The 21,122-nt window shown below is 71.9% G+C and carries 19 protein-coding genes; 8 read left to right on the plus strand and 11 right to left on the minus strand.

Going from position 1 to position 21,122, the window contains the following annotated elements; genetic code table 11:
• Nucleotides 1–103 precede the first annotated feature (103 nt).
• The gene (locus ASD90_RS20110; protein WP_056761112.1) at nt 104–718 is read right to left on the minus strand and encodes a 5-formyltetrahydrofolate cyclo-ligase; all 615 of its coding nucleotides are present in this window, start codon (nt 716–718) and stop codon (nt 104–106) included.
• 59 nt (nt 719–777) lie between these two features.
• Between ASD90_RS20110 and glp the strand changes: the two genes are divergently transcribed.
• The 5 genes from glp (at nt 778) to ASD90_RS20135 (ending at nt 6,313) form a co-directional block, all read left to right on the plus strand.
• The gene (gene glp, locus ASD90_RS20115) at nt 778–3,420 is read left to right on the plus strand and encodes a gephyrin-like molybdotransferase Glp (RefSeq protein ID WP_056760360.1); all 2,643 of its coding nucleotides are present in this window, start codon (nt 778–780) and stop codon (nt 3,418–3,420) included.
• Nucleotides 3,420–3,923 carry a cyclic pyranopterin monophosphate synthase MoaC gene (gene moaC / locus ASD90_RS20120; RefSeq protein WP_056760363.1) on the plus strand — a complete coding sequence of 168 codons (504 nt, stop codon included), beginning with the start codon at nt 3,420–3,422 and terminating at the stop codon, nt 3,921–3,923. The genes glp and moaC overlap by 1 nt, the downstream gene beginning before the upstream one ends.
• Nucleotides 3,916–4,410, plus strand: coding sequence for a molybdenum cofactor biosynthesis protein B (locus ASD90_RS20125; protein WP_056760365.1), 495 nt, complete (start codon nt 3,916–3,918; stop codon nt 4,408–4,410). Before moaC ends, ASD90_RS20125 begins: the two co-directional genes overlap by 8 nt.
• A gap of 75 nt (nt 4,411–4,485) precedes the next feature.
• Nucleotides 4,486–5,118: a GNAT family N-acetyltransferase gene (locus ASD90_RS20130; RefSeq protein WP_056760368.1), complete on the plus strand. Its 633-nt coding sequence runs from the start codon at nt 4,486–4,488 to the stop codon at nt 5,116–5,118.
• Between the two features lie 70 nt (nt 5,119–5,188).
• Nucleotides 5,189–6,313: a hypothetical protein gene (locus ASD90_RS20135; protein WP_056760371.1), complete on the plus strand. Its 1,125-nt coding sequence runs from the start codon at nt 5,189–5,191 to the stop codon at nt 6,311–6,313.
• Nucleotides 6,314–6,626: 313 nt separating this feature from the next.
• Here the strand turns inward: ASD90_RS20135 and ASD90_RS20140 are convergent, their stop codons facing one another.
• Nucleotides 6,627–7,850: an AI-2E family transporter gene (locus ASD90_RS20140; protein ID WP_235506828.1), complete on the minus strand. Its 1,224-nt coding sequence runs from the start codon at nt 7,848–7,850 to the stop codon at nt 6,627–6,629.
• Nucleotides 7,851–8,216: 366 nt separating this feature from the next.
• Here ASD90_RS20140 and ASD90_RS20145 point away from each other — a divergent pair, with 366 nt between their 5' ends.
• Entirely contained in the window at nt 8,217–9,089 is an 873-nt protein-coding gene (locus tag ASD90_RS20145; protein WP_056760376.1) for an SDR family oxidoreductase, read from the plus strand.
• Nucleotides 9,090–9,153: 64 nt separating this feature from the next.
• On the opposite strand, the gene ASD90_RS20150 is transcribed toward ASD90_RS20145, so the two are convergent.
• The 9 genes from ASD90_RS20150 to ASD90_RS20190 form a co-directional block, all read right to left on the minus strand.
• Nucleotides 9,154–10,311, minus strand: coding sequence for an acetate/propionate family kinase (locus ASD90_RS20150; RefSeq protein ID WP_056760379.1), 1,158 nt, complete (start codon nt 10,309–10,311; stop codon nt 9,154–9,156).
• The gene (pta, locus tag ASD90_RS20155) at nt 10,308–12,413 is read right to left on the minus strand and encodes a phosphate acetyltransferase (protein WP_056760381.1); all 2,106 of its coding nucleotides are present in this window, start codon (nt 12,411–12,413) and stop codon (nt 10,308–10,310) included. The genes ASD90_RS20150 and pta overlap by 4 nt, the downstream gene beginning before the upstream one ends.
• Before the next feature lie 9 nt (nt 12,414–12,422).
• Nucleotides 12,423–12,938, minus strand: a complete 516-nt coding sequence (locus ASD90_RS20160) for an OsmC family protein (protein ID WP_056760384.1) — start codon at nt 12,936–12,938, stop codon at nt 12,423–12,425.
• Nucleotides 12,939–13,058: 120 nt separating this feature from the next.
• Nucleotides 13,059–13,889: a DUF72 domain-containing protein gene (locus tag ASD90_RS20165; RefSeq protein ID WP_056760387.1), complete on the minus strand. Its 831-nt coding sequence runs from the start codon at nt 13,887–13,889 to the stop codon at nt 13,059–13,061.
• 40 nt (nt 13,890–13,929) lie between these two features.
• On the minus strand, nt 13,930–15,009 hold the full coding sequence (locus tag ASD90_RS20170) for a sulfite oxidase (protein WP_082588910.1): 1,080 nt from the start codon (nt 15,007–15,009) through the stop codon (nt 13,930–13,932).
• 45 nt (nt 15,010–15,054) lie between these two features.
• On the minus strand, nt 15,055–15,918 hold the full coding sequence (locus tag ASD90_RS20175) for an enoyl-CoA hydratase/isomerase family protein (RefSeq protein ID WP_056760394.1): 864 nt from the start codon (nt 15,916–15,918) through the stop codon (nt 15,055–15,057).
• Nucleotides 15,919–15,945: 27 nt separating this feature from the next.
• The gene (locus ASD90_RS20180) at nt 15,946–17,343 is read right to left on the minus strand and encodes a Dyp-type peroxidase (protein ID WP_200958666.1); all 1,398 of its coding nucleotides are present in this window, start codon (nt 17,341–17,343) and stop codon (nt 15,946–15,948) included.
• Nucleotides 17,344–17,351: 8 nt separating this feature from the next.
• The gene (locus tag ASD90_RS20185) at nt 17,352–18,482 is read right to left on the minus strand and encodes a DUF4331 family protein (RefSeq protein ID WP_056760397.1); all 1,131 of its coding nucleotides are present in this window, start codon (nt 18,480–18,482) and stop codon (nt 17,352–17,354) included.
• A gap of 28 nt (nt 18,483–18,510) precedes the next feature.
• Nucleotides 18,511–18,987 carry a hypothetical protein gene (locus ASD90_RS20190; protein WP_056760400.1) on the minus strand — a complete coding sequence of 159 codons (477 nt, stop codon included), beginning with the start codon at nt 18,985–18,987 and terminating at the stop codon, nt 18,511–18,513.
• Nucleotides 18,988–19,406: 419 nt separating this feature from the next.
• Between ASD90_RS20190 and ASD90_RS20195 the strand changes: the two genes are divergently transcribed.
• Together ASD90_RS20195 and ASD90_RS20200 are read left to right on the plus strand one after the other, a co-directional pair.
• Nucleotides 19,407–19,811 (plus strand): SHOCT domain-containing protein, encoded by a 405-nt coding sequence (locus tag ASD90_RS20195; protein WP_056760403.1) that lies wholly within the window; start codon nt 19,407–19,409, stop codon nt 19,809–19,811.
• Between the two features lie 16 nt (nt 19,812–19,827).
• Nucleotides 19,828–21,045, plus strand: coding sequence for a peptidoglycan-binding protein (locus ASD90_RS20200; protein WP_056760408.1), 1,218 nt, complete (start codon nt 19,828–19,830; stop codon nt 21,043–21,045).
• The last annotated feature ends 77 nt before the right edge of the window (nt 21,046–21,122 follow it).

Genomic DNA, 21,122 nt, shown 5'->3' on the forward strand with positions numbered 1-21,122 from the left:
CCCGCCCGGTCCCGGCGCGCCGAGGCGACCGATGGCGTATGCCGTGTGCCGGGCCCCACGGGCGGGCGCGGCGGGCGTCCAGGTGGGCTGCGGTGGGCGGGCGTCAGCGCAGCCGCACCACGCGCCCGGTGGTCGTGACGTAGCCGTCGACCGGCTGGTCGTGCGCGTCGGCGGGCAGGTCGGTGTCGCTCTGCTCGCCCTCGTGGAGCAGGGTGACGACGGGCGTGGCCGGGTCGCGGTGGAGCAGCGCGCGGTCGTAGCAGCCGCCGCCCTGGCCGAGCCGGGTGCCGTGGGCGTCGACGGAGAGCCCGGGCGTGACGACGAGGTCGCACGTGGCGAGGGCGTCGGTCCCGAGCCAGTCCTCGCGCTCGCCGGCGTCGGCCGCGTGGCCGCCGTGGCTGGGGCGGCGCACGGTGTCCCGGTCGCCCGAGGTGCCGGGGACGGCATACCTCCACTCGAGCGAGAAGTCGTCGAGCACCACGGGCACGACGACCTCGTGACCGGCGGCGAGGAGCGCCTCGACGAGGCGTCCCGTGGGCGGCTCGTCGGGGAGCGACTCGTAGACCGCCACGCGGGACCGGTCGGGCACGAGGCGCAGCACGGCATCGGCGATCGCCGCTGCCGCCGCCTCGCGCGCGGCCGGGTCGAGGTGCGACGCGATCTCGCGCCGTCGGGCCCGCGCGGCGTGACGCAGGTCACGCTTGTCCAGGCCGCTCACGGGGAGCACATTCCGCGCACTCGGGTGACGCACATGAGGCTCATCGTAAGGTGATGCCCATGAGTGACCAGGGGCTCCACGCGTCCGTCGCACTGATGCGCGAACGGGGCCTCGGTCCTGAGGCGATCAGGGTGTTCGAGCACTACTACGAGCAGCTGCAGGCGGGGGCGCTGGGCACGATCCCCGAGGAGTCGATCGAGCCGCTCGGCGAGGTGCAGACCCTCCGCGAGGTGCAGGTCTCCGACGAGGAGGCGCGTGAGGCGCTGTCGCGGACCGCGGTCATCAAGCTCAACGGTGGCCTCGGCACCGGGATGGGCATGACCGGCGCCAAGTCGGCGCTCGAGGTCAAGGACGGCCTGACCTTCCTCGACATCATCGCCCTGCAGGTGCTGGCCCTGCGCGAGCGCTGGGGCGTCGAGCTCCCGCTCGTGCTGATGAACTCCTTCCGCACGTCGGAGGAGTCGCTCAAGATCCTCGCGAAGTACCCCGACCTCCCGGTCGAGGGGCTGCCCCTCGACTTCATCCAGAACGCCGAGCCGAAGCTGCGGCCCGACGACCTCATGCCGGTGCAGTGGCCCGACGACCCCGAGCTCGAGTGGTGCCCACCCGGCCACGGCGACATCTACGTCTCGCTCGTGACGTCCGGCGTGCTCGACTCCCTCCTGGAGAAGGGGATCCGCTACGCGTTCCTGTCCAACTCCGACAACCTCGGCGCGACGTGCGACCCCGACGTCGCGGCCTGGATGGTCGAGCACGGGCTGCCCTACGTCGCCGAGGTGTGCAAGCGCACGAAGAGCGACCGCAAGGGCGGCCACCTCGCGGTCCGCAAGTCCGACGGCCGGATCGTGCTGCGCGACACGGCGATGGTGGCCGAGGGGGAGGAGCGCTACTTCCGCGACATCAAGCGCCACAGCACCTTCAACGCCAACAACGTGTGGATCAACCTCGAGGTGCTGCGCGAGCGGATGACGGCCAAGCAAGGCGTCCTCGGCCTGCCGATCATCGTCAACCACAAGAACGTCGACCCCGCCGACCCCGGCTCGCCCGAGGTCATCCAGATGGAGTCGGCGATGGGCACGGCGATCGAGGTGTTCGAGGGCTCCGAGGCGATCCTCGTGCCGCGCACCCGCTTCCGGCCCGTCAAGACGACGAACGACCTGCTCGTCATCCGGTCCGACTTCTTCACCCTCGACGAGGGCTACCACGTCGTCGCGACCGTCGACGCGCCCGAGCCCTACGTCGACCTCGACTCGGCCTACCGCTTCGTGTCCGGCTTCGAGCAGCGCTTCCCCAAGGGGGTGCCCTCGATGCGCGACTGCACGAGCCTGCGCGTCATCGGCGACCCCGTCTTCGGCCGCAACGTGCGCTGCGTCGGCGACGTGCTCATCGACGGCTACCGCCGGGTCCTCGACGACGCCGTGCTCGGCGAGCTGCCGACGCCGCAGGCGGCGCCCGTCACGACGCCGGGCGACGTGCGCACCGTCGACGAGCACCTCAAGGCGATCCTCTCGACCCTGGAGCCGTCGCCGACCGAGTGGACGCCGCTCACCGAGGCGCTCGGCCTCGTCGTGGCCCGCGACGTCCGCGCCAAGGTCAACCTCCCGCACTTCGACAACTCCTCGATGGACGGGTATGCCGTCCGCGCCGAGTCGCTCGCGGGCGCCGGTGACGCCCCGGTGCGGCTGCGCATCGTCGGCGAGGTCGCCGCCGGAGCCAACCCGACCTTCTCGGTCGGCGTGGGGGAGGCGGCGCGGATCATGACCGGCGCCCCGGTCCCCGAGGGCGCCGACGCCGTCATCGCCGTCGAGGACACCGACGCGGCCGCGACGGGCGAGGTGGAGTGCCGCACCTCGGTCTCCGCGGGCCGCTACATCCGTCCGCAGGGTGAGGACGTGCGGTCGGGTCAGGTCATCGTCGCGGCGGGCGAGGTCGTCGGCGCCCGGACGATCGCGCTGCTCGCGGCCTGCGGCCACGCCGACGTCGAGGTGCACCGACGGCCGCACGTCGTCGTGCTGTCGACCGGTGCCGAGCTCGTCGAGCCCGGAAAGCCCTTGCAGCCCGGGCAGATCCACGACTCGAACTCGTCGATGCTCTGGGCTGCCGCCGTCGGCGCCGGGGCCTCGGCCGAGATCCGGGACGCCGTCGGCGACTCCGACGAGGAGCTGCTCGCCGTCCTCGACGAGGTCGTCGCCGACGCCGACGTCGTCATCACGAGCGGCGGTGTCTCGATGGGGGCCTACGACGTCGTCAAGAGCGCCCTGCGCGGTGAGGGCATCGACTTCGTCAAGGTCGCGATGCAGCCCGGCAAGCCCCAGGGGTACGGCCTGCTCACCGGACCGAACGGCAAGCGGGTGCCGCTCTTCGCCCTGCCCGGCAACCCCGTGTCGTCGTTCGTGTCGTTCGAGGTCTTCGTGCGTCCCGCGCTGCGGCGGCTCATGCGACTCACGCCGGAGAAGCGCCGGCTGCGGCCCGCGACGCTCATCTCCGGCGTCGAGTCCTTCGGCGGACGCCGCCAGTTCGGCCGCGCCGTCGTGTCCCGCTCCGCCGAGGGCACCCTGGTGGCCGTCCCGGTCGCCGGGCAGGGGTCGCACTTCGTCGCCGACCTGTCCCGGGCCAACTCCCTGTTCGTCGTGCCCGAGGACGTCACCGAGCTCGTCGCCGGCGAGGTCGTCGACGTCCTCGTCCTCGACAAGGAGGCGTGATGAGCGACCAGCCGACCGGGCCCGGCGCTCCGGAGGTGCCGGCCCTGACGCACGTGCGTGCCGACGGGAGCGCGCACATGGTCGACGTGTCGGCCAAGGCCGTGACCGCCCGCGAGGCGAGCGCCGCCGGACGGGTCCTGCTCAGTGCCGACGCCGTCGCCGCGCTGCGCGCGGGGCGCGTCCCCAAGGGCGACGCCCTGGCGGTCGCCCGGATCGCCGGCATCCAGGCGGTCAAGCGCACCCCCGACCTCATCCCGCTCGCGCACCCCATCGCCGTCCACGGCGTCGAGGTCGACGTGACGGTCGCCGACGACGGCGCCGACATCACGGCGACGGTGCGCACGGCCGACCGCACCGGCATCGAGATGGAGGCGCTGACCGCGGTGTCGGTCGCCGCGCTCGCGCTCATCGACATGGTCAAGGCCGTCGACAAGCACGGCCGCATCACCGACGTGCGCGTCACGGCCAAGTCCGGCGGACGCTCGGGGGACTGGCATGAGTGACGGCCCGGGCGCGGGGCGTCGCGCCGTCGTCGTCACGGCCTCGACGCGAGCGGCCGCCGGCGTCTACGCCGACCGGTCCGGACCGGTCATCGTCGAACGGCTCCGGGCCTGGGGGTTCGAGGTGGGCGCCCCGGTCGTCGTGCCCGACGGCGACGAGTTCGGGCTGGCCCTGCGAGAGGTCCTCGCCAGCGAGCCGGAGCTCGTGCTCACGACCGGTGGCACCGGCCTCACCCCGACCGACGTGACGCCCGAGCAGACCGCGCCGTTGCTCGACCGGATCGTGCCGGGGGTCGCCGAGGCGATCCGCGCGGCCGGCGTCGCCAAGGGCGTGCCCACGGCCATGCTCTCGCGTGGTCTCGTCGGCCTCGCGGGGCGCACCCTCGTCGCCAACCTCCCGGGCTCGCGCGGCGGCGTGACCGACGCGCTCGACGTGCTCGAGCCGGTCCTGGGTCATGCCCTCGACCAGGTCCCCGGCAGTGACCACTGACGTGTGGGCACGAGTTCGACTGTGCCACCTGGTGATCCGACCTGAGCCGAGGCCGAGCGGGCGGCTCGCATGAGGATGCCGTGGCGCCCGCACCGCGACGGCCAGGCCCGCTGGCCCGTCGTCCTGCGCGACTCCTCGTCCGAGCCGCCCATCGTGCTGCGGCCCCTGCGTCTCGACGACGAGCGCGACTGGCAGCGGGTGCGACGGGACAACGCGGCCTACGTCCAGCCGTGGGAGCCGACCCTGCCGCCGGGCTCGCCCGCCCGGGCACCCGTCTCGTTCCGTCAGTTCGTGCGTGACCTCGACACGGAGGCGCGCGCCGACCGGGCCATGCCGTGGTGCATCGAGGTCGGCGGCCGCATCGTCGGTCAGGTCCACCTCTTCGGGATCGTCCGCGCGGCCCAGCAGTCGGGTGCGGCCGGCTACTGGCTCGACGAGTCGGTCACGGGTCGCGGCATCGCCACTCGCGCCCTCGCGCTGGCCGTCGACCACGCCCTCGGAGCGGCTGGACTGCACCGCGTGGAGGTCAACATCCGGCTCGACAACCTGCCCTCGCTCCGGGTCGTCGAGCGCCTCGGCCTGCGCGACGAGGGCGTGCGCGAGCGCTTCCTCCACATCGACGGAGCCTGGCGCGACCACCGGTCCTTCGCCGTCACGACCGAGGACCTCGGCGGCTCGACCCTCACGGCTCGCCTGTCACAGGTGTAACACCAGCCTCTTGCGCGACACGCCTCGAATGTGCGAGGTCGTTACCGAACCGCGTCCTACCGTGGGTCACGTGCCCGTCAGCAGCCTCATCTTCGTCGTCATCGTGGCGATCTGGGCTGCCTATCTCGTGCAGCACTGGGCCCGCCGCCGTGAGGACGCGGCCGCGTCCCGGTCGGTCGACGGCTTCTCCGAGGCCATGCGGGTCCTCGAGAAGCGACCCGCCCTGCCGACCCCCGCGCTGAGCACGCCCCGACCGCACTCGTATGCCGTCAAGCCCGCCAGTACCGGCCGGCCGACCGTCGACGTGAAGCGGGCCGTCCCGGCCGGCACGTCGCGTCGCCACTCTCCCCTCGTCGCCCGCCGCGCCGACGAGCGGGTCCTCGCGACATCGCTCGCCGCCGCGGGCGTCCCGTCCGAACCGAGCCACACCGACCACGACATCGCCCCCTACCCCGCCGAGGTGGACCGCATGCCCGAGTCAGCGCGCCCGTCGAGCCACGGAGCCGAGCGACGCCACGCGCGTCCAACGGGTCCGGCGCCCGCCCGGGTGCCGCTGGCGCAGCGCCGCCTCCGAGCGGCGCTGCTCCTCGTCGCGGTCGCCTGGCTGCCGGTCTCCGTCGTGCTCACGGTCACCGACGTGCTCATGTGGATCTCGATCCCGTTCGCCGTGCTCACCGTCTTCGCCGTGCTCGTCTGGCTGCGGGCCGAGGCCCAGGCCGATCGCCTGCGCACCGGCTCCGTCGCCGAGGGCCGCGTCCGCGGTCGGCGGCGCGGTCGTCGCCACGACGAGTCCTACGGCTCGGGCGACAGCGCGCACCACCTGCCCGTGCTCTCGAGCGAGGACACCCAGGTCATCCGCAGCGCAGCCACCTTCGCGCCGTCGGAGGGCGTGGCGGTCTCCCGCGAGTCGCAGACGGTCGTCGCGCAGCACGCCGCTCAGGTCGAGCCGGGCGTCTTCGACGTCCAGGCACCGATCACCGGTGAGGTGCCCGTCGCCGCCGTCGAGCACCCCGCGGAGGGCAGCTGGAGCCCGGTCCCCGTGCCGCGCCCGACCTACTCGCTCAAGGCGAAGGCTGAGCCGCGCTACACCGAGTCCGGCATCCCGGCCGACGTCTTCGACACCCCGGAGTTCGCCGAGGAGGCCGAGGAGCTCGACGACCGAGCCCTCTTCGCCCGTCGCGCCGTCTCCCACTAGGACCACCCGCTCCACCGACTCCTGGCTCGAACGTGTCCCCCGCCAACGGCGATCGAGCCATGGCGCACCATCTGGTGGCAATGCGGTCCCCGAGCGCCACGAAATCGTGCCATGGCGCACGTCTGGCGGAAGACGGTATCTGACCGCCACGAAACCGCGCCACGGCGCACCTCCGGCGACTGCCGCCCGGCGGGTGGAGGGGTGCAGCGGCCGGGGGCGTGTGGTGCGCCTGTGGAAGTGGGCCACTCGAGGCTCGAGTGGTCCCACCGGTCACGGACGTCCGCCGAGCCGGCCGGACGGCATACGGCCTGCGTCAGGCGTTGGCCGGTGCGCTTCCCTCGTCGGCAGAGGCGGTCATCTCCCGATCGAGCTCGGTCTCCGTCTCGTCGCTGAAGAGGTGCTTGCCCACGGCGTTGAGCACGGCGGCGAAGGGAACGGCGACGAGGGCGCCGACGATGCCGGCGATGATCGACCCGGTGGCGATCGCGAGGATCACGGCGAGCGGGTGGACGCTGACGGCCTTGCCGAGCAGGAACGGCTGGAGCACGTGCGACTCGAGCTGCTGCACGCCGATGACGACGGCGAGCATGATGAGCGCGACGCCGGGGCCGTGCGCGACGAGCGCGAGCAGCACGGCGACGGCGCCCGAGAGCAGAGCACCGACGATCGGGATGAACGCGAGGATGAAGACGAGGATGCCGATCGCGAAGGCGAAGGGGACCTTGAGGATGGCGGCGCCGACCGAGATGCCGACCGCGTCGACGAAGGCCACGATCATCGTCGCTCGCACGAACGCCGACAGCTGGTGCCAGGCGATGTGGCCCGAGGAGTTGACGCGCGGTCGGGTGGCGCGCGGGAAGAGCCGCACGACCCAGCTCCAGATGCGCGGCCCCTCGTAGAGGAAGAAGAAGAGTGAGAAGAGCGCGATGAAGAGGCCCGCGATGAAGTGCGTCGCGGTCAGGCCGACCGACGTCGCCGTGTCGCCGAGGTTGCCGGACTCGCTGACCTTGTCGCGGATCGTGTTGAAGTACTCGTCGAACTGGGCGTCCGTGATGTTGAACGTCGTGCGCACCCAGTCACGGATGCGCTCGAGGCCGGTGGCGACCTGGCTCGTCAGGTCGGACAGGCCGGCGCTGAACTGGGTCCCGACGAGCGTGAAGAGTGCGCCGATGAGCAGGATCGTGCCGAGCAGGGTGATGCCGGCGGCGGCTCCCGGCTTCATCCGGTGGTTCAGCCATTTCGCGACGGGGCGGAGCAGCGCGGTCAGCAGGATGGCGATGGCGACGGGCACGACGATCTCGGAGACCGAGCGGACCGCGAGCGAGAACAGGTAGACGGCCGCACCGATGAGCAGCAGGCGCCACGCCCAGTCGCTCGCGACCCGGATGCCGGGCGGCACGGCTGCGGCCTCGATGCCCGGCAGCTCCGTGGCCGCCTCGCGGGCCTCGGCCTGCAGGGTGTCGCGGCCGTCGTGGGTGTGGACGGGCACGGTCGCGTCGGAGGGCGTGCCTGAGGGGTCGGCATGGTTGTCGGTCACGACCACACCGTATGCCGCCGCGCCGGGCTTCCGGGGGATCGCCCCTGCGCGTCGACGTCAGGACGGTGCGCGAAGGCCCTCACCACCGTCGTCACACCGGAGGCATCGGTGACGGTGACGTCGCCGAAGGTCACGTACGTGGTGTTGAGCTCCCCCGGGGCGCGGTAGAACGAGCCGGTCGACGAGAGTGCGATGCCGAGCAGCGCGAGGCAGTCCCCGTCCTCGGCCGCGATGTGGAGGTCTCCTGGTCGAAGTCGTAGCCCTCGGCCGTGCCGAGCCCCCCTTCGAGGTCGGCCCGCGTGCCTCGCTGGGCGACATGACCGCATCCGGCCAGCCGTGGCGCTCGGGCTGCGTACGCTGGAGGGCATGGATGCTGACGCCTCTGCCGACCGTCCGGTCCTCGCCGTCACCGGCTCGACCGGGTGGCTAGGCGGGCTCGTCGCCCGGGACCTCGCCGACCGAGGCGTCGCCCAGCGGCTGCTCGTGCGCGACGTGTCGCGTGCGCCCGAGCTGCTGGGTTCTGTTGCGGCTCAGTGCAGCTACCGCGACGTCGACGCCGCGCGGGCGGCCCTCGAGGGCGCCCAGACCCTCTTCATGGTGTCGGCCGCCGAGAGCGAGGACCGGCTGGACGAGCACCGTGCCTTCGTCGATGCGGCCGCGGCGGCCGGCGTGCGCCACGTCGTCTACGTGTCGTTCTTCGGCGCCGCTCCGGACGCGACGTTCACGCTCGCGCGCGACCACGCCGCCACCGAGGAGCGCCTGCGCGCGTCCGGCATGGCGTGGACCTTCCTGCGCGACAACCTCTACCTCGAGTTCATGGACCACATGGTCGGCGAGGACGGGATCGTCCGAGGTCCCGCCGGTGACGGCCGCGCCGCGGTCGTCGCGCACGACGACATCGCACGCGTCGCGGTCGCCGTCCTGATGGACCCGGCGTCGCACGCCGGGGAGACCTACGACCTGACCGGTCCCGAGGCGCTGACCTTCACGGAGATGGCGGCGGTCATCAGCGAGGTCACCGGCCGCGAGGTGCGCTTCCACGACGAGACGGTCGAGGAGGCGTACGCCTCCCGCGCGGTCTACGGCGCGCCCGACTGGCAGGTGGACGCGTGGGTGTCGACCTACACCGCCGTCGCCGCGGGTGAGCTGGACGGTGTGAGCGGCGACGTCGAGCGGCTGACGGGTCGACGCCCGACATCTCTGCGCGAGTACCTCGAGGCCCAGCGTCCGTCGAGGTGATCGCGGCACTCGCATGGGTGCCGACATCACCTCCAACCGGTGCGCAGCGGCGATGGGCGGCGCGTCAGCCGACGAGGTCGGCGGTCTGCCGGGCGATGGCGAGCTCCTCGTTGGTCGGCACCACCGCGACGACGACGTGCGACCCGTCGGGCGAGATGACGCGCGCCTCGTTCGAGCGTTCCTCGTTGAGCGCGGAGTCGACGACGATGCCGAGCTCGGCGAGCCCCTCGGCGACGGCGGCCCGGACCGGCGCGCTGTGCTGTCCGATGCCGGCGGTGAAGACGAGCACGTCGGCGCCGCCGAGGATCGCGAGGTAGGCGCCGACGTAGTGCTTGAGCCGGTGCACGAAGACGTCGAAGGCGAGGCGTGCGTCCTCGTCACCGGCGTCGACCCGCTGCACCAGCTCGCGGAAGTCGTTGACACCGCTGAGCCCGAGCACCCCGGACTTCTTGTTGAGGAGCGTGTCGATCTCGTCGAGCGTCATCCCCGCCTCGCGGGCGAGGTATGCGTGCAGCCCGGGATCGACGTCACCCGAGCGGGTGCCCATGACGAGACCCTGCAGCGGCGTCAGGCCCATGGACGTCTCGACGGCCCGACCCCCGTGGACCGCGGAGGCCGAGCACCCGTTGCCGAGGTGGAGGATCACCTGGCGCAGGTCACCGAGTGGACAGCCCAGCAGGTCGGCGGTCGCCTGGGCGACGAACTGGTGGGAGGTGCCGTGGAAGCCGTAGCGGCGGATGGAGTGCTTCGCGGCGAGGTCGCGGGGCACGGCATACGTCGACGCCGGGGCGGGGAGCGAGGAGAAGAAGGCGGTGTCGAAGACCGCGACGTGCGGCACGTCGTAGTGCCGGCGAGCGGCTTCGATGCCGATGACGGCCGCCGGGTTGTGCAGTGGCGCAAGGGCGCTCAGCTGGCGAATGCGATCGAGCACGCCGTCGTCGATGACGACGGGCGCGGAGAATTCAGGGCCGCCGTGGACGACGCGGTGGCCGACGGCGCGGAGCGGCACGTCGTCGAGGTCGACGCCGTCGGCGCGCAGCCGCTCGGTCATCGCGGAGAGGGCGGCCGAGTGGTCGGCGACGTCGCTGCCGGACTCGCCGATGCGCTCGACGACCCCGCCTGCCCGCACCGCGCCCGACTCGGGGAGGACGAGCTGGTACTTGAGTGAGGAGGACCCCGCGTTGAGGACGAGGACGGGGCGGCCGTCGGTGGACTCCGTCACTGGCCGGCTCCCTGGTCGTCGGTGGACGTGCCCTGTGCCTGCACGGCGGTGATGGCGACGGTGTTGACGATGTCGTCGACGAGCGCCCCGCGGGAGAGGTCGTTGACCGGCTTGCGCAGCCCTTGGAGCACCGGTCCCACGGCGATGGCGTGGGCGCTGCGCTGCACCGCCTTGTAGGTGTTGTTGCCGGTGTTGAGGTCGGGGAAGACGAACACCGTCGCGTGCCCGGCGACGTCGGAGTCGGGCATCTTGGCCCGACCGACGACGGGGTCGATGGCCGCGTCGTACTGGATCGGCCCGGCGAGCGCGAGGTCCGGTGCCCGCTGGGCCACGAGCTGCGTCGCGGCCCGGACCTTCTCGACCTCGGTGCCCGACCCGCTCGTGCCGGTGGAGTAGGAGAGCATCGCGACGCGGGGCTCGATGCCGAACTGCTGGGCCGTCTGCGCCGACGAGACGGCGATGTCGGCGAGCTGTTCGGCGGTCGGGTCGGGGATGACCGCGCAGTCGCCGTAGACGAGGACCCGGTCGGCGAGGCACATGAGGAAGACGCTCGAGACGGTCTTGACGCCGTCGGCCGTCTTGACGAACTCCAGAGCCGGCCGGATCGTGTGCGCCGTCGTGTTGACCGCACCCGACACCATGCCGTCGGCGAGACCGAGGTGGACCATCATCGTGCCGAAGTAGGAGATGTCGGTGACGACCTCACGGGCGCGCTCGACGGTCATGCCCTTATGGGCCCGCGCGGCGGCATACGTCTGCGCGAAGCGCTCCACGAGGTCCGGGTCGGTGGGGGAGACGACGACGGCGGCGTCGAGGTCGAGGCCCAGGGCCGAACCCCGCGCGCGCACCTTCGTCTCGTCGCCGAGCAGGGTCAGGTCGGCGACGCCGCGGCGCAGCAGCACGTCGGCCGCCTCGAGGATCCGGTCGTCCTGGCTCTCGGGGAGCACGATGTGCTTGCGGTCCGAGCGAGCCCGCTCCATGAGCTGGAACTCGAACATCAGCGGCGTGCGCACCTCGGACGCCGAGACGTCGATGGCCGTCAGGAGCGCGGCCTGGTCGACGCTCTCGGAGAAGAGGCGGCGCGCCGTCTCGATCTTGTTGCGCGAGCCCTTCGTCATCGGTCCGCGCACCTGCATGAGGCGTTCGGCCGTGCGGAAGGTGCCGTCGTCGGTCAGGGCGATCGGCAGGTCCTGCTGCACGCCGGCCGACAGGCGCGCGATGGTCTCGGGGATCGGGTAGCCGCCGGTCAGGATGATCCCGGCTAGCGTCGGGAAGGTCCCGGACTGGTGCGCGAGCATGAGGCCGGGGATGAGGTCGGTGCGGTCGCTCGGCGCGATGACCGTGACGTCGGGGCCGAGCCGGGCCAGCACGTTCGGCAGGCTCATCGCGGCGACGACGAGACCGAGACTGTCGCGGTCCATCCACGACTCGCTGCCGAGGACGAGCCGCGCCCCGATCGCGTCGGCGAGGGCGCGGAAGCTCGGCGCCGAGAGCAGCGCGTTCTCGGGGATGGCGGCCGTGACGGGGAAGGGCAGCGTGGCGAGGACCCCGCGCACCTCGTCGAGGTCGGCCGGGTCGACGCGGTTGGCGACGACGGCGACGGTCTGGGCGTGGTTGGCGCGCAGCTCGGCGATGGCGCCGTCGGCGGCGACCAGGATCTGGTCGGGTGTGCGGTCGCGGCCGTGCACGACGAGGACGACGGCCGAGCCGAGGTTGGCGGCCACCCGGGCGTTGAAGGACAGCTCGGTGCCGGTCGACACATCGGTGTAGTCGGAGCCGACGACGACCACGACCTCGAACCGCGCGCTCAGCCCACCGAAGCGCTCGACGATGGCGTGCAGCGCCTCGTCCGGGTCGTCATGGGCCTGGGCGTAGGTGACGCCGAGGGCCTCCTCGTAGGTCTGCTCGATGCCGGGCTGGCTCACGAGCATCTCGACGATGTGGTCGACCTCGTCGTCAGGCCCGGTGCCGCCGAGCGTCGTCAGCGGACGGTAGACGCCCACCGACCCGACCTCGCGCAGGAGGGCGTCGAGCAGGCCGAGGGCCACGGCGGACTTGCCCGTCAGGCCCTCCGGCGAGGCGACGTAGACGCTACGGCTCACGTCACGAACCTATCGGTCCCGGGGGGCGCGGCGCCGGACCTCGATGGTCGGCGGCTCCCGCAGCGACTGGCCGACGACGCAGTAGCGCTCGGTGGCGGTGGCGAGCCGCTGCAGCGTGGTCTCGTCGGCGTCGGTCGTGACCTCGGCGACGACCTTCGGGCCGAGGACGCCGACGGGTGCCGTCCGGTCGACACCGAGGGTGCCGCGCGCGTCGAACGTCGCCTCCGCCCGCACCTCCACCTCGCGCAGGTCGACGCCGAACGCGACCGAGACGGCGTGGAGCGTCACCCCGGCGCATGCGACGAGCGCCTCCATGAGCATGTCGCCCGAGCACGCGTCGGACCCGTCGCCGCCCGTGGCGGGGTGCAGTCCGGCGCGGACCGCCCCGGCGGCGGTGCGCACCTCGACGGTGACCGGCCGGCCGAAGACGGCGCTCGCCGAGACCGCGTGCACCGCCGAGCCCGGGGCGTCCCGGTAGCGCGCCTTGAGCGGCTCCTGCGCGGCGCGCAGCTCGTCGCGGTTCACGCGGCCTCATCCGGGTGGTGCTCGGTCATGGCTGTCTCCCGTTGTCCGACGACTCTCGTGACGACACCGTATGCCGGGTGGCCGGGTGCCGGGCGGACGCGTCGAGCGGCGTCTCCCGGTTCAGGCGACCGTGGACAGCCCGAGCCGCCGGACGAGGCGCACGGCGTCGTGCGGCGCGTGACCCCTCGCGTCGTTGTCGAAGTAGACGTGGACGTCGTGGCCCTCGTCGAGCCAGTCCCGGCACGTGCCGGCCCACCGGTCGAGCGAGGCGTCGGTGTAGCCACTCGCGTAGAGCTCGCTCTCGCCGTGCAGCCGCACGTAGCGGAAGTCGCTCGTCGCGTCGCGCATCACCGGCCAGCGGCCGGCACTGTCGGCGACGACGAGCGCCACGCCGTGCTCTGCACAGAGCGCGCGGGCCTCGTCGGACTCGAAGCTCTCGTGGCGCGGCTCGAGGGCGTGGCGCACGGGTGCCTCGACGTCGCACGTCGTCAGCACCCGGTCGTCGGCGAGCTTGTCGTCGTGGCCGGCAGCGAGCCGGGCGGCGTCGCTCGTCGAGCGTGGGAGCAGCTCGAAGAACCGGGCCAGGCGCTCCCGGTCGAAGGCCAGACGTTCCGGGAGCTGCCAGAGGACCGGTCCGAGCTGGGCGCCGAGCGCGAGGACCCCGCTCGCGAAGAAGTTCGCGAGCGGGGTCTCGACGTCGCGGAGGGACTTCAGGTGGGTGATGAACCGTCCACCCTTGACGGCGAGCACGACGTCGGCTGGCACGGCTGCCCGCCACGCGGCATACGAGCTCGGACGCTGGAGGGAGTAGAAGGAGCCGTTCACCTCGATCGACGTCATCCGCTCGGCGGCATACGTCAGCTCGAGCCGCTGGGGGAGGCCCTTCGGGTAGAAGTCGCCGCGCCACGACGGGTAGCGCCACCCGGAGACGCCGATCCTTGCGTGGGGCAAGCCTGTCCCTTACCCACGCGGGGTCCGCGAGCGCCCGAGGTCAACGGACGTCGACGTACGACACCTCGACGGCGTTGTTCCCGTATCCGAGCCGGTTCCACGGCGGGACGTCCGGCTGCTCGTTGCCGGCCGCGTCGGTCGCCCTGGCGCGGATGCTGTAGCGCCCGGGCAGGTCGACCTCCCACTCGTAGGCCCAGTTCTGCCACTGGTGAGGCCCCTTGGGAGCCTCGACCACGGCCGGGCTCCAGGTGCCCTCCCCGGTGAAGCTCAGGTCGACGTTCGTCACCGGGCCCGTGCCCGACCAGGCCTTCCCGCGGATCACGTGGGTGCCCGGTGTGAGGACGGCCCCCGGCGCCGGGTCGGTGATCCGGGCCCGCACGCGCATCGTCGTCACCCGCTCGTGGGGACGGTCCGGCCACTCGTAGACGTAGTGCCCGGTCTGGAACTCGCCCTCGAACGGCTCCGTCACGACGTCGATCCGCTTGAGCCACTTCACCGAGGCGACGGCGAACCAGCCTGGCACGACGATCCGGAAGGGCGCCCCATGGTCGGGACCGAGGGGGCGTCCGTTCATCTCGTAGGCGATGAGGATCTCGGCCGCCGGGTCGAGAGCGTGCTCGAGGGTCAGCGAACGGACGAACGTCAGGTCGGACTTCACGGTCTGGGCGAGCACCGGGTTGAGGAGGTAGGAGCCGCTGTCGGCGCCCTCGAACCGGACCTCCACGCCGTCAGCGGCGGGCTGCGCCCGCTCGAGCACGTCACGCAGCCAGGTGCCCGTCCACACGGCGGTGGAGACCGCGTACGCCCCCCACGGCTCCCCGGCGGGTAGTGGCCTCGTCTCGAGCCTGCCGTTTCCCGCACACTCGAGCGTGACGGCCCGCTCGACGGACGGCATGGCGCGCAGGTCGTCCAGGGTGAGCGTCGTGGGCGAGCCCACGGCCCCACCGATCTCCAGCGTGCCGTCATGCTCCGGCAGCGCGAAGTTGCTGCGCACGTAGTGCTGCTCCGTCGGGGTGGTGTCGCCGGTCAGCCCTTCGGGTGGCGCCTCGGCGTTGAACGGCAGGTGATGGATCATCGTCAGCGCCGAACGGGCTCGTCGGAGACTGTCTTCAGCCAGCATGGTGGGCTCCTCGTCGATCAGGGGTGTCGATCACGGTGTGTTCGGTCAGTAGTCCGAGTCCTGGAAGTGGGGGTCCCGGTTCTCGTTGAAGGCGCCGATCCCCTCGGCCCGGTCGGGGTGCACGGCGGAGCGCCAGTGGGCCTCCATCATGATCCCGATGGCCTGCTCGATCGGCTGTCCCTCGCCCAGGTGAACAGCACGCTTGACCGCCTGGACGGCGGTGGGCGAGTTGCTCGCGATCTTCTCCGCGATGGTCCGGGCGGCGGCCATGAGCTCCGCCGGCGGGTGCACCTCGTTGACCATCCCGATCCGGTGGGCCTCGTGCGCGGTGATCGGGTCTCCGGTCATCAGCATCTGCAGCGCCCGCCCCCGTGGCAGCAGACGCGGGAGGAGCGCGGGCGAGCCGCCTCCGGCCGAGAGCCCGATCATGGCCTCGGGCTGCCCGAAGGTCGCGTTCTCCGACGCGATGATGAAGTCCGTGCTCTGGGCGATCTCGGACCCGCCGCCGTACGCGATCCCGTTGACCACGGCGAAGATCGGCTTGCGGACCTGTCGGAGCGTGTAGAGGGTGCGGTCGAAGTCCTGCCGCTGCCGCAGCCACTGCTCCTTCGTCATGCTCTTGCGCTGGCGCAGGTCGCTGCCGACGGAGAAGGCGCGCTCACCGGCGCCGGTGATCATGGCGACGCGGATGGAGGGCCGGACGGCGATCGTCTCGAGCACCTCGGTCAGGCGTGCGCCCATCTCGGTCGTGATGGCGTTGTCGGCGAGCGGCCGGTTCAGGGTGATCACCGCGATGGTGTCCCCGGCCTCGTAGTCGACCAGCACGGAGGGCTCGGCCCCGTCCTCGTCGGGGGGAGGCGGCGCGAAGTCAAGGGCCTTCCAGCGGTCGGTGCCGGTCGTGTCGGACATGCGCTCTCCTCGGGTGGGTGCTCGGCTTCAGGTGAGTTCGGCCAGCCAGCGCAGCGCTCGCAGTCCCGGGGCGAAGCAGTACTCGCCACCCCGGGTGACCACGAAGGGCGGCACGTCCGGCAACCTGCGACGGATGGGGTGCTGCGGGATGGTGAAGGCGCCGGATCCGTCGGTCGCCCCGACGAGGGGGTCCTTCTCGGCCGGCGCGCCGATGAAGATCCCGTCGTTGAGCCACTGCGTCTTCACGAACTCGAACTGGCGCTTGAGGTGTGCCCCCGCGAAGACGAAGATGATGCCCCGGTCCTCCCCGTCGTCCTCGAGGACACCCTCGGGCAGCATCGGACCGTAGCTCGTTCCCCGGCGGATCATGCGGTGGAGGCGCACGTCGACGCTCATCTCGTGGTCGAGGGAGTCCCTCGGGTTCGCGCGTCGGGCATGGGCTCCGGCGGGGCACTTGAAGCCGCGCAGGTCGGAGGTGTAGCCGAAGTCGTTGTTGCGTCCGGGGTCGCTGCCGAGCTCGGGGTCGTCCTCGTCGGGGGAGAGGACCAGCGGCGCGCCGCTCTGCCAGCGCCCGACCATCTTGGCCCCCAGCAGGGCCTCCTCCTCACGCGTCCTCGCCTTGTCGCGCAGGTACTGGCGGTACGCGGCAACGCGGGTGTGCAGCTTCCTGAAGACGATGTACGTGCCGTTGCGCCCGAGGACCTCTGGGGTCGGCATGGGGGCCAGGCCGCCGGTCTCGTCCGGGTAGCCGAGGATGAACTCGCCTGCCTTGATGGGCGGCTCCCCGCGTCTCGTGGTCGGCGTTCCCACCCCTTCCACCGCTGGCTGCCCGATCCCGTCCTTGAAGCCGAACGACGTGCGTCCGGTGGGGAGCTGGTAGCAGTCCTGGCGCCAGATGACCTCGACGCCGGGGATCTCCTCCTGCGCGCGGCGGGCCCGGGCGACCACCGACTCGAGGTCGGCGGCATCGGGGGCGAGCGCGGCCAGGGCGATGTGCACGTCGCGGGTGCCCAGCGGCTTCTCCCAGTGCTCGGGGCTGCTCGCGCCCACGTCACCGAGCTCGGCTGCGCGGGCCGCCATGCCTTGTCGGAACTCGGGGGCGAAGCTGTCCAGCGACTCCTGCGGGACACCGAGCACCGTGAGACCTTCGTAGGTGAAGGCCACGGTCAACCAGGCGCCGGACCGCGGTTCGGTGGAGGCGGGGCCCGGCTCGAGGAGTGGGAGCAGCCGCCGGATGAGCTCCCTCCCGTCGGCGGGCTCATGGATCTGGAGGAGCAGGTAGGTGCCGACGTAGGGCGAGGGACGCTCGTAGAGAGCGCCGCCCTGGATGTCGTCGATCTCGAGGGGCACGGTGGTCTCGGTGGGCTCGGTGGGCTCGGTGTTCCGGGAGGGGCTCTGGGGTGAGGCCGGCGTCGGCGAGTTCACGGCTCGACCTAGATGTGGGCCGGCGGCACGGGTGGCTCCGGGTTCGGGTCGGCCAGGTACGGAAACGAGGTCGAGGCAGGCCTGCTCGCCGCATCGACGCCGTCGCTGATGACCGGACCGAGGCCGGCGTTGACGAGCAGGCTGAAGATGGTGTCCATCACGTCGTCGTTGAGGGCACGCCCACCACACGTCCGGTGCGACTCCCCGTTCATGAGCGCCCGCTCGATCTCGAAGAACGAGCCCTGCTCCGCATACGACTTGCTGACGTCGACGACGAGGAAGTCGTCGAGCATCACCCCGCGAAGGGCATGCGCTCCGCTCTCGTCGACCGACCAGTCCGCCGTGCCGTCGAGGCCGTCCCAGAAGGCGAGGTTGGCGTCCAGTCGAGCCCGGTAGGCGCCCTTGTACCCCTCGGCGAGGTGGAACCCGTCCTCCATGTTGTAGAGGTCGCGGATCTCGAGGTCGCGGTTCACCTGGTCGAACTGCTTCGGGGCGAGCATGAGGTTCTTGACCTCGGGTCGGCCGACCCGTTCGATGCGGACGTTCAGCCTGCCGCGGGTGAGGGTCTCCGCGATCACCCCCACCAGGGCGGCATCCGCGCCCAGGAGGGTCGCCACGTCGAGCTCGACCACGATGCTGAGCACGTTCTTGCCGTCCAGGAAGATGGTGCCGGACTCCGCGAAGCTGAGCTCTCCGGTGGAGATGGTCTTCAACGCGGCCGGGGCGTCCATGAAGAACGGATCCCAGCGCACTCCGGCGAAGACGCGCAGCGGGTCGGTGGAGCCGCCGCTCCGCTCGCCGGCGCGGAACGACTGGCTGACGCCCTCGGAGGTGCGGACCACCCCGTCCTGCGCGTGCGGATCGTCCGCGTCCGGCTCGTCGAAGACGACGTCGACGGTGACCTCGCGCTCGGAGATGTCGAACAGTCTCGGGCCGGCGCCGTCGCGTGCGGCGAGCTGCCGCAGGCGGAACCGGTAGATGAGTCCGTCCGAGAACCGATCGTCGGGCTGGGCGAACGGCAGCGTGTTCATGACGAGCACCAGCCGTCCGGGCCGCTGCGGGCTCGGGAAGGCGTACACGTCGGTGATGTCGGCGATGGGCTCGGCCAGCGCGCGCGGGCCGGAGATGTGGTCGGACATGCATACGCTCCCGAGGTAGGGCTGTCGACTAGTCCGCGGCCACGTCGAGCAGCGGTCGCAGCGCTGGATGCTGCAAGGCGTCGGCGGCCTCGGGATCGTCGAGGACCTCCTGGAAGGCGTCGTTCACCGTGATGGCCTTGCGGATCTCCTTCACCGTGCCGCCGTAGTTTCGGGCGTAGCCACCGGCGGTCTGTTGCGCGCTCAGGATGAAGTCCTTGACCGCCTGCAACGACGGGAGGCCCTCGTAGCCCACGACGTGCTGGAAGATCGAGTCGAAGAGCTTGAGCGGCTTCGCGGCGAAGTCCTCCATGTACGCGTCCCAGGGGCCGTCGAAGCTCGTGGCGAAGAGAAGCCGCGTGTCGTCGTCGAAGGGGACGAAGCGTGCCTCGTGGATGGAGGCGATCGGCATCTCGTAGTCACCGGGCCGGTAGCCGGGCGCGTCCTGCAATTCCCGGAGGGCCTGGTGCAGGGCCTCGCCGTGTCCCGGCTTGACGTGGAAGAACAAGCTGAACTCGCTGGTGGACCCGACCCTGACGCCCGGCCGGGAACTTGCCTCGGAACCCATCATTGGTGCCCTGTCTCTCGTGCGGCGTGTGTCGGATGTCGCGCTGCCCCGAGCGGACTGTGTCATTCGGTCCACTCGCCGCTCGGGGCCCCACGAGAGCCCTCCCACCGCTCCCACGGTCACTGTTGGACTCGTGGCGAACATCACCCCCGCAGGATGAAAGACCACGCGAGCCGGCGCTCCCGGACGCCTTGCCGGCGGGGGCGGGAGGTCGTGGAGGCGGACGGCGGCCGGCCACGCCGGCCAAAGTGCGGTCGGAGGGTTCACCCTCCGCGGCTGAGGCTGCACCCGGACGCCGAGGGCAGGCTGTGCACCACGAGGCAGGTATTCGCCACGATCACCGCTATGAGGGGACTGTCATGGACAACATCACCAACAACTTCTGGGACGTCCTGCTGTGGAGCTTCTGGTTCTTCATCTGGATCGCCGCGATCACCGTCTGGTTCCGGTGCATCTTCGACCTGTTCCGCGACCGTGAGCTGAGCGGGTGGGGCAAGGCCGGCTGGGCCGTCCTGCTCATCCTCGTTCCCTGGCTCGGCGCCCTGATCTACCTCATCGCCCGCGGTCGGAGCATGACCGAGCGGCAGATGACGGAGATGGCGCAGATGAAGGCCCAGCAGGACGAGTACATCCGCCAGGCGGCGGCCGGCTCGCAGACGTCGGAGAGCCCGGCAGCCCAGATCGCCAGCGCCAAGGCCCTGCTCGACTCCGGGACCCTCACGCAGGACGAGTTCGATGCGCTGAAGGCCAAGGCGCTCGCCTGACGGGGGGTGTGCCGACATGTCACCGCTGACCCGCCCGGCTGACGCCGTCCACCGCGACGACGTCGCCGGGGGGCCACCCGGAGCAGGCCGCCGAGCGATGGCCCGCCTCGCCGGGTGCGTCGTGGTGGGGGCGCTTGCCCTGGGTGCCTGCAGCAACGAGACCGCAGTGCCCGATGCACGAGTGTCCGTGAAGCAGCAGGCACTCGCGCAGGCCCGGACCGACGCCGCGGCCGCCGCTGCGCACTTCTGCACGACGGCGGCCGACTACGTCACGGCGGTCGACCGCTACGGGGACGTCCTGACCGCGACCGCCCCTACGGTGGGGGACGTCCAGACGGCCGGAACCGACCTCGAGCAGCCTCGTGCGGACGCGACCGCAGCCGCGCAGGCAGCGGTCGACGCCCAGGCCGCGGTGGTGACGGCCGAGAAGGAGCTGGCGGCCGCGCAGGCAGCCGCGGCTGCGGCGAACACCACGGCCGCCGGTTCGTCGTCGAGCGCCACGAGCCCGACGCCGAGCCCGGCCCCCACCGTGCCTCCGGCCACGGTGAACCGGGTCAAGCAGGCCGAGACCGAGTTCACGGCGGCTCAGCAGGGCATCTCCGCCCAGACGCCCCTGCGCCAGGCCGCCCAGCAGTTCAACGCTGCCGCGGTGGCCCTGGAGATGTCGTGGCTAGCGCTGTTCGCCGACGCCGGCTGCCTCACCGACGAGGCGGAGAAGTCCGCCCAGAAGGCGGTGCACGACTACACGGCGGCGCTGCAGCAGTCCCTCAGCGACACCGGCTACTTCTCCGGCAAGGTCGACGGCGTCTACGGCCCGTCGACGGTCGATGCCGTGCAGGCGCTGCAGAAGGCTCACGGGCTGCCGGTCACCGGCACCGTCGACAAGGCGACGCAGGAGGCGCTCCAGTCGGACCTGCAGGCGAAGGGCGGCGCAGCGGCCCAGGAGGAGCTCGCGTCGACCGCCGCCGTGCAGCAGACCCTCAAGCTCGCCGGCTTCTGGGACGGCCCCGTCGACGGCCGGTGGACACCCGCCCTGACGGAGGCGCTCAAGGAGTTCCAGACCGAGCTCGACGTCCCTGCCACCGGGACGGTGGACGCCGCGACGATCGCCGCGCTCGAGAAGGCGATCGCCGAGGCCGGCAAGCCGACGCCCTCACCGACCCCCTCGCGGTCAGCCACGTCGACAGCGCCGGAGCCGTCTGCGTCGACACCGAAGGCGTCGACGCAGACGTAGCCGCCGCGGCCGCTGGGAGCCGGGGACCGCGTCCAGTCGTGGTGCTTTCCCGGCGCCTGGAGCCGACGATCCACCAC

It is taken from the genome of Terrabacter sp. Root181 (assembly GCF_001428505.1).
Classification (GTDB): Bacteria; Actinomycetota; Actinomycetes; order Actinomycetales; family Dermatophilaceae; genus Terrabacter.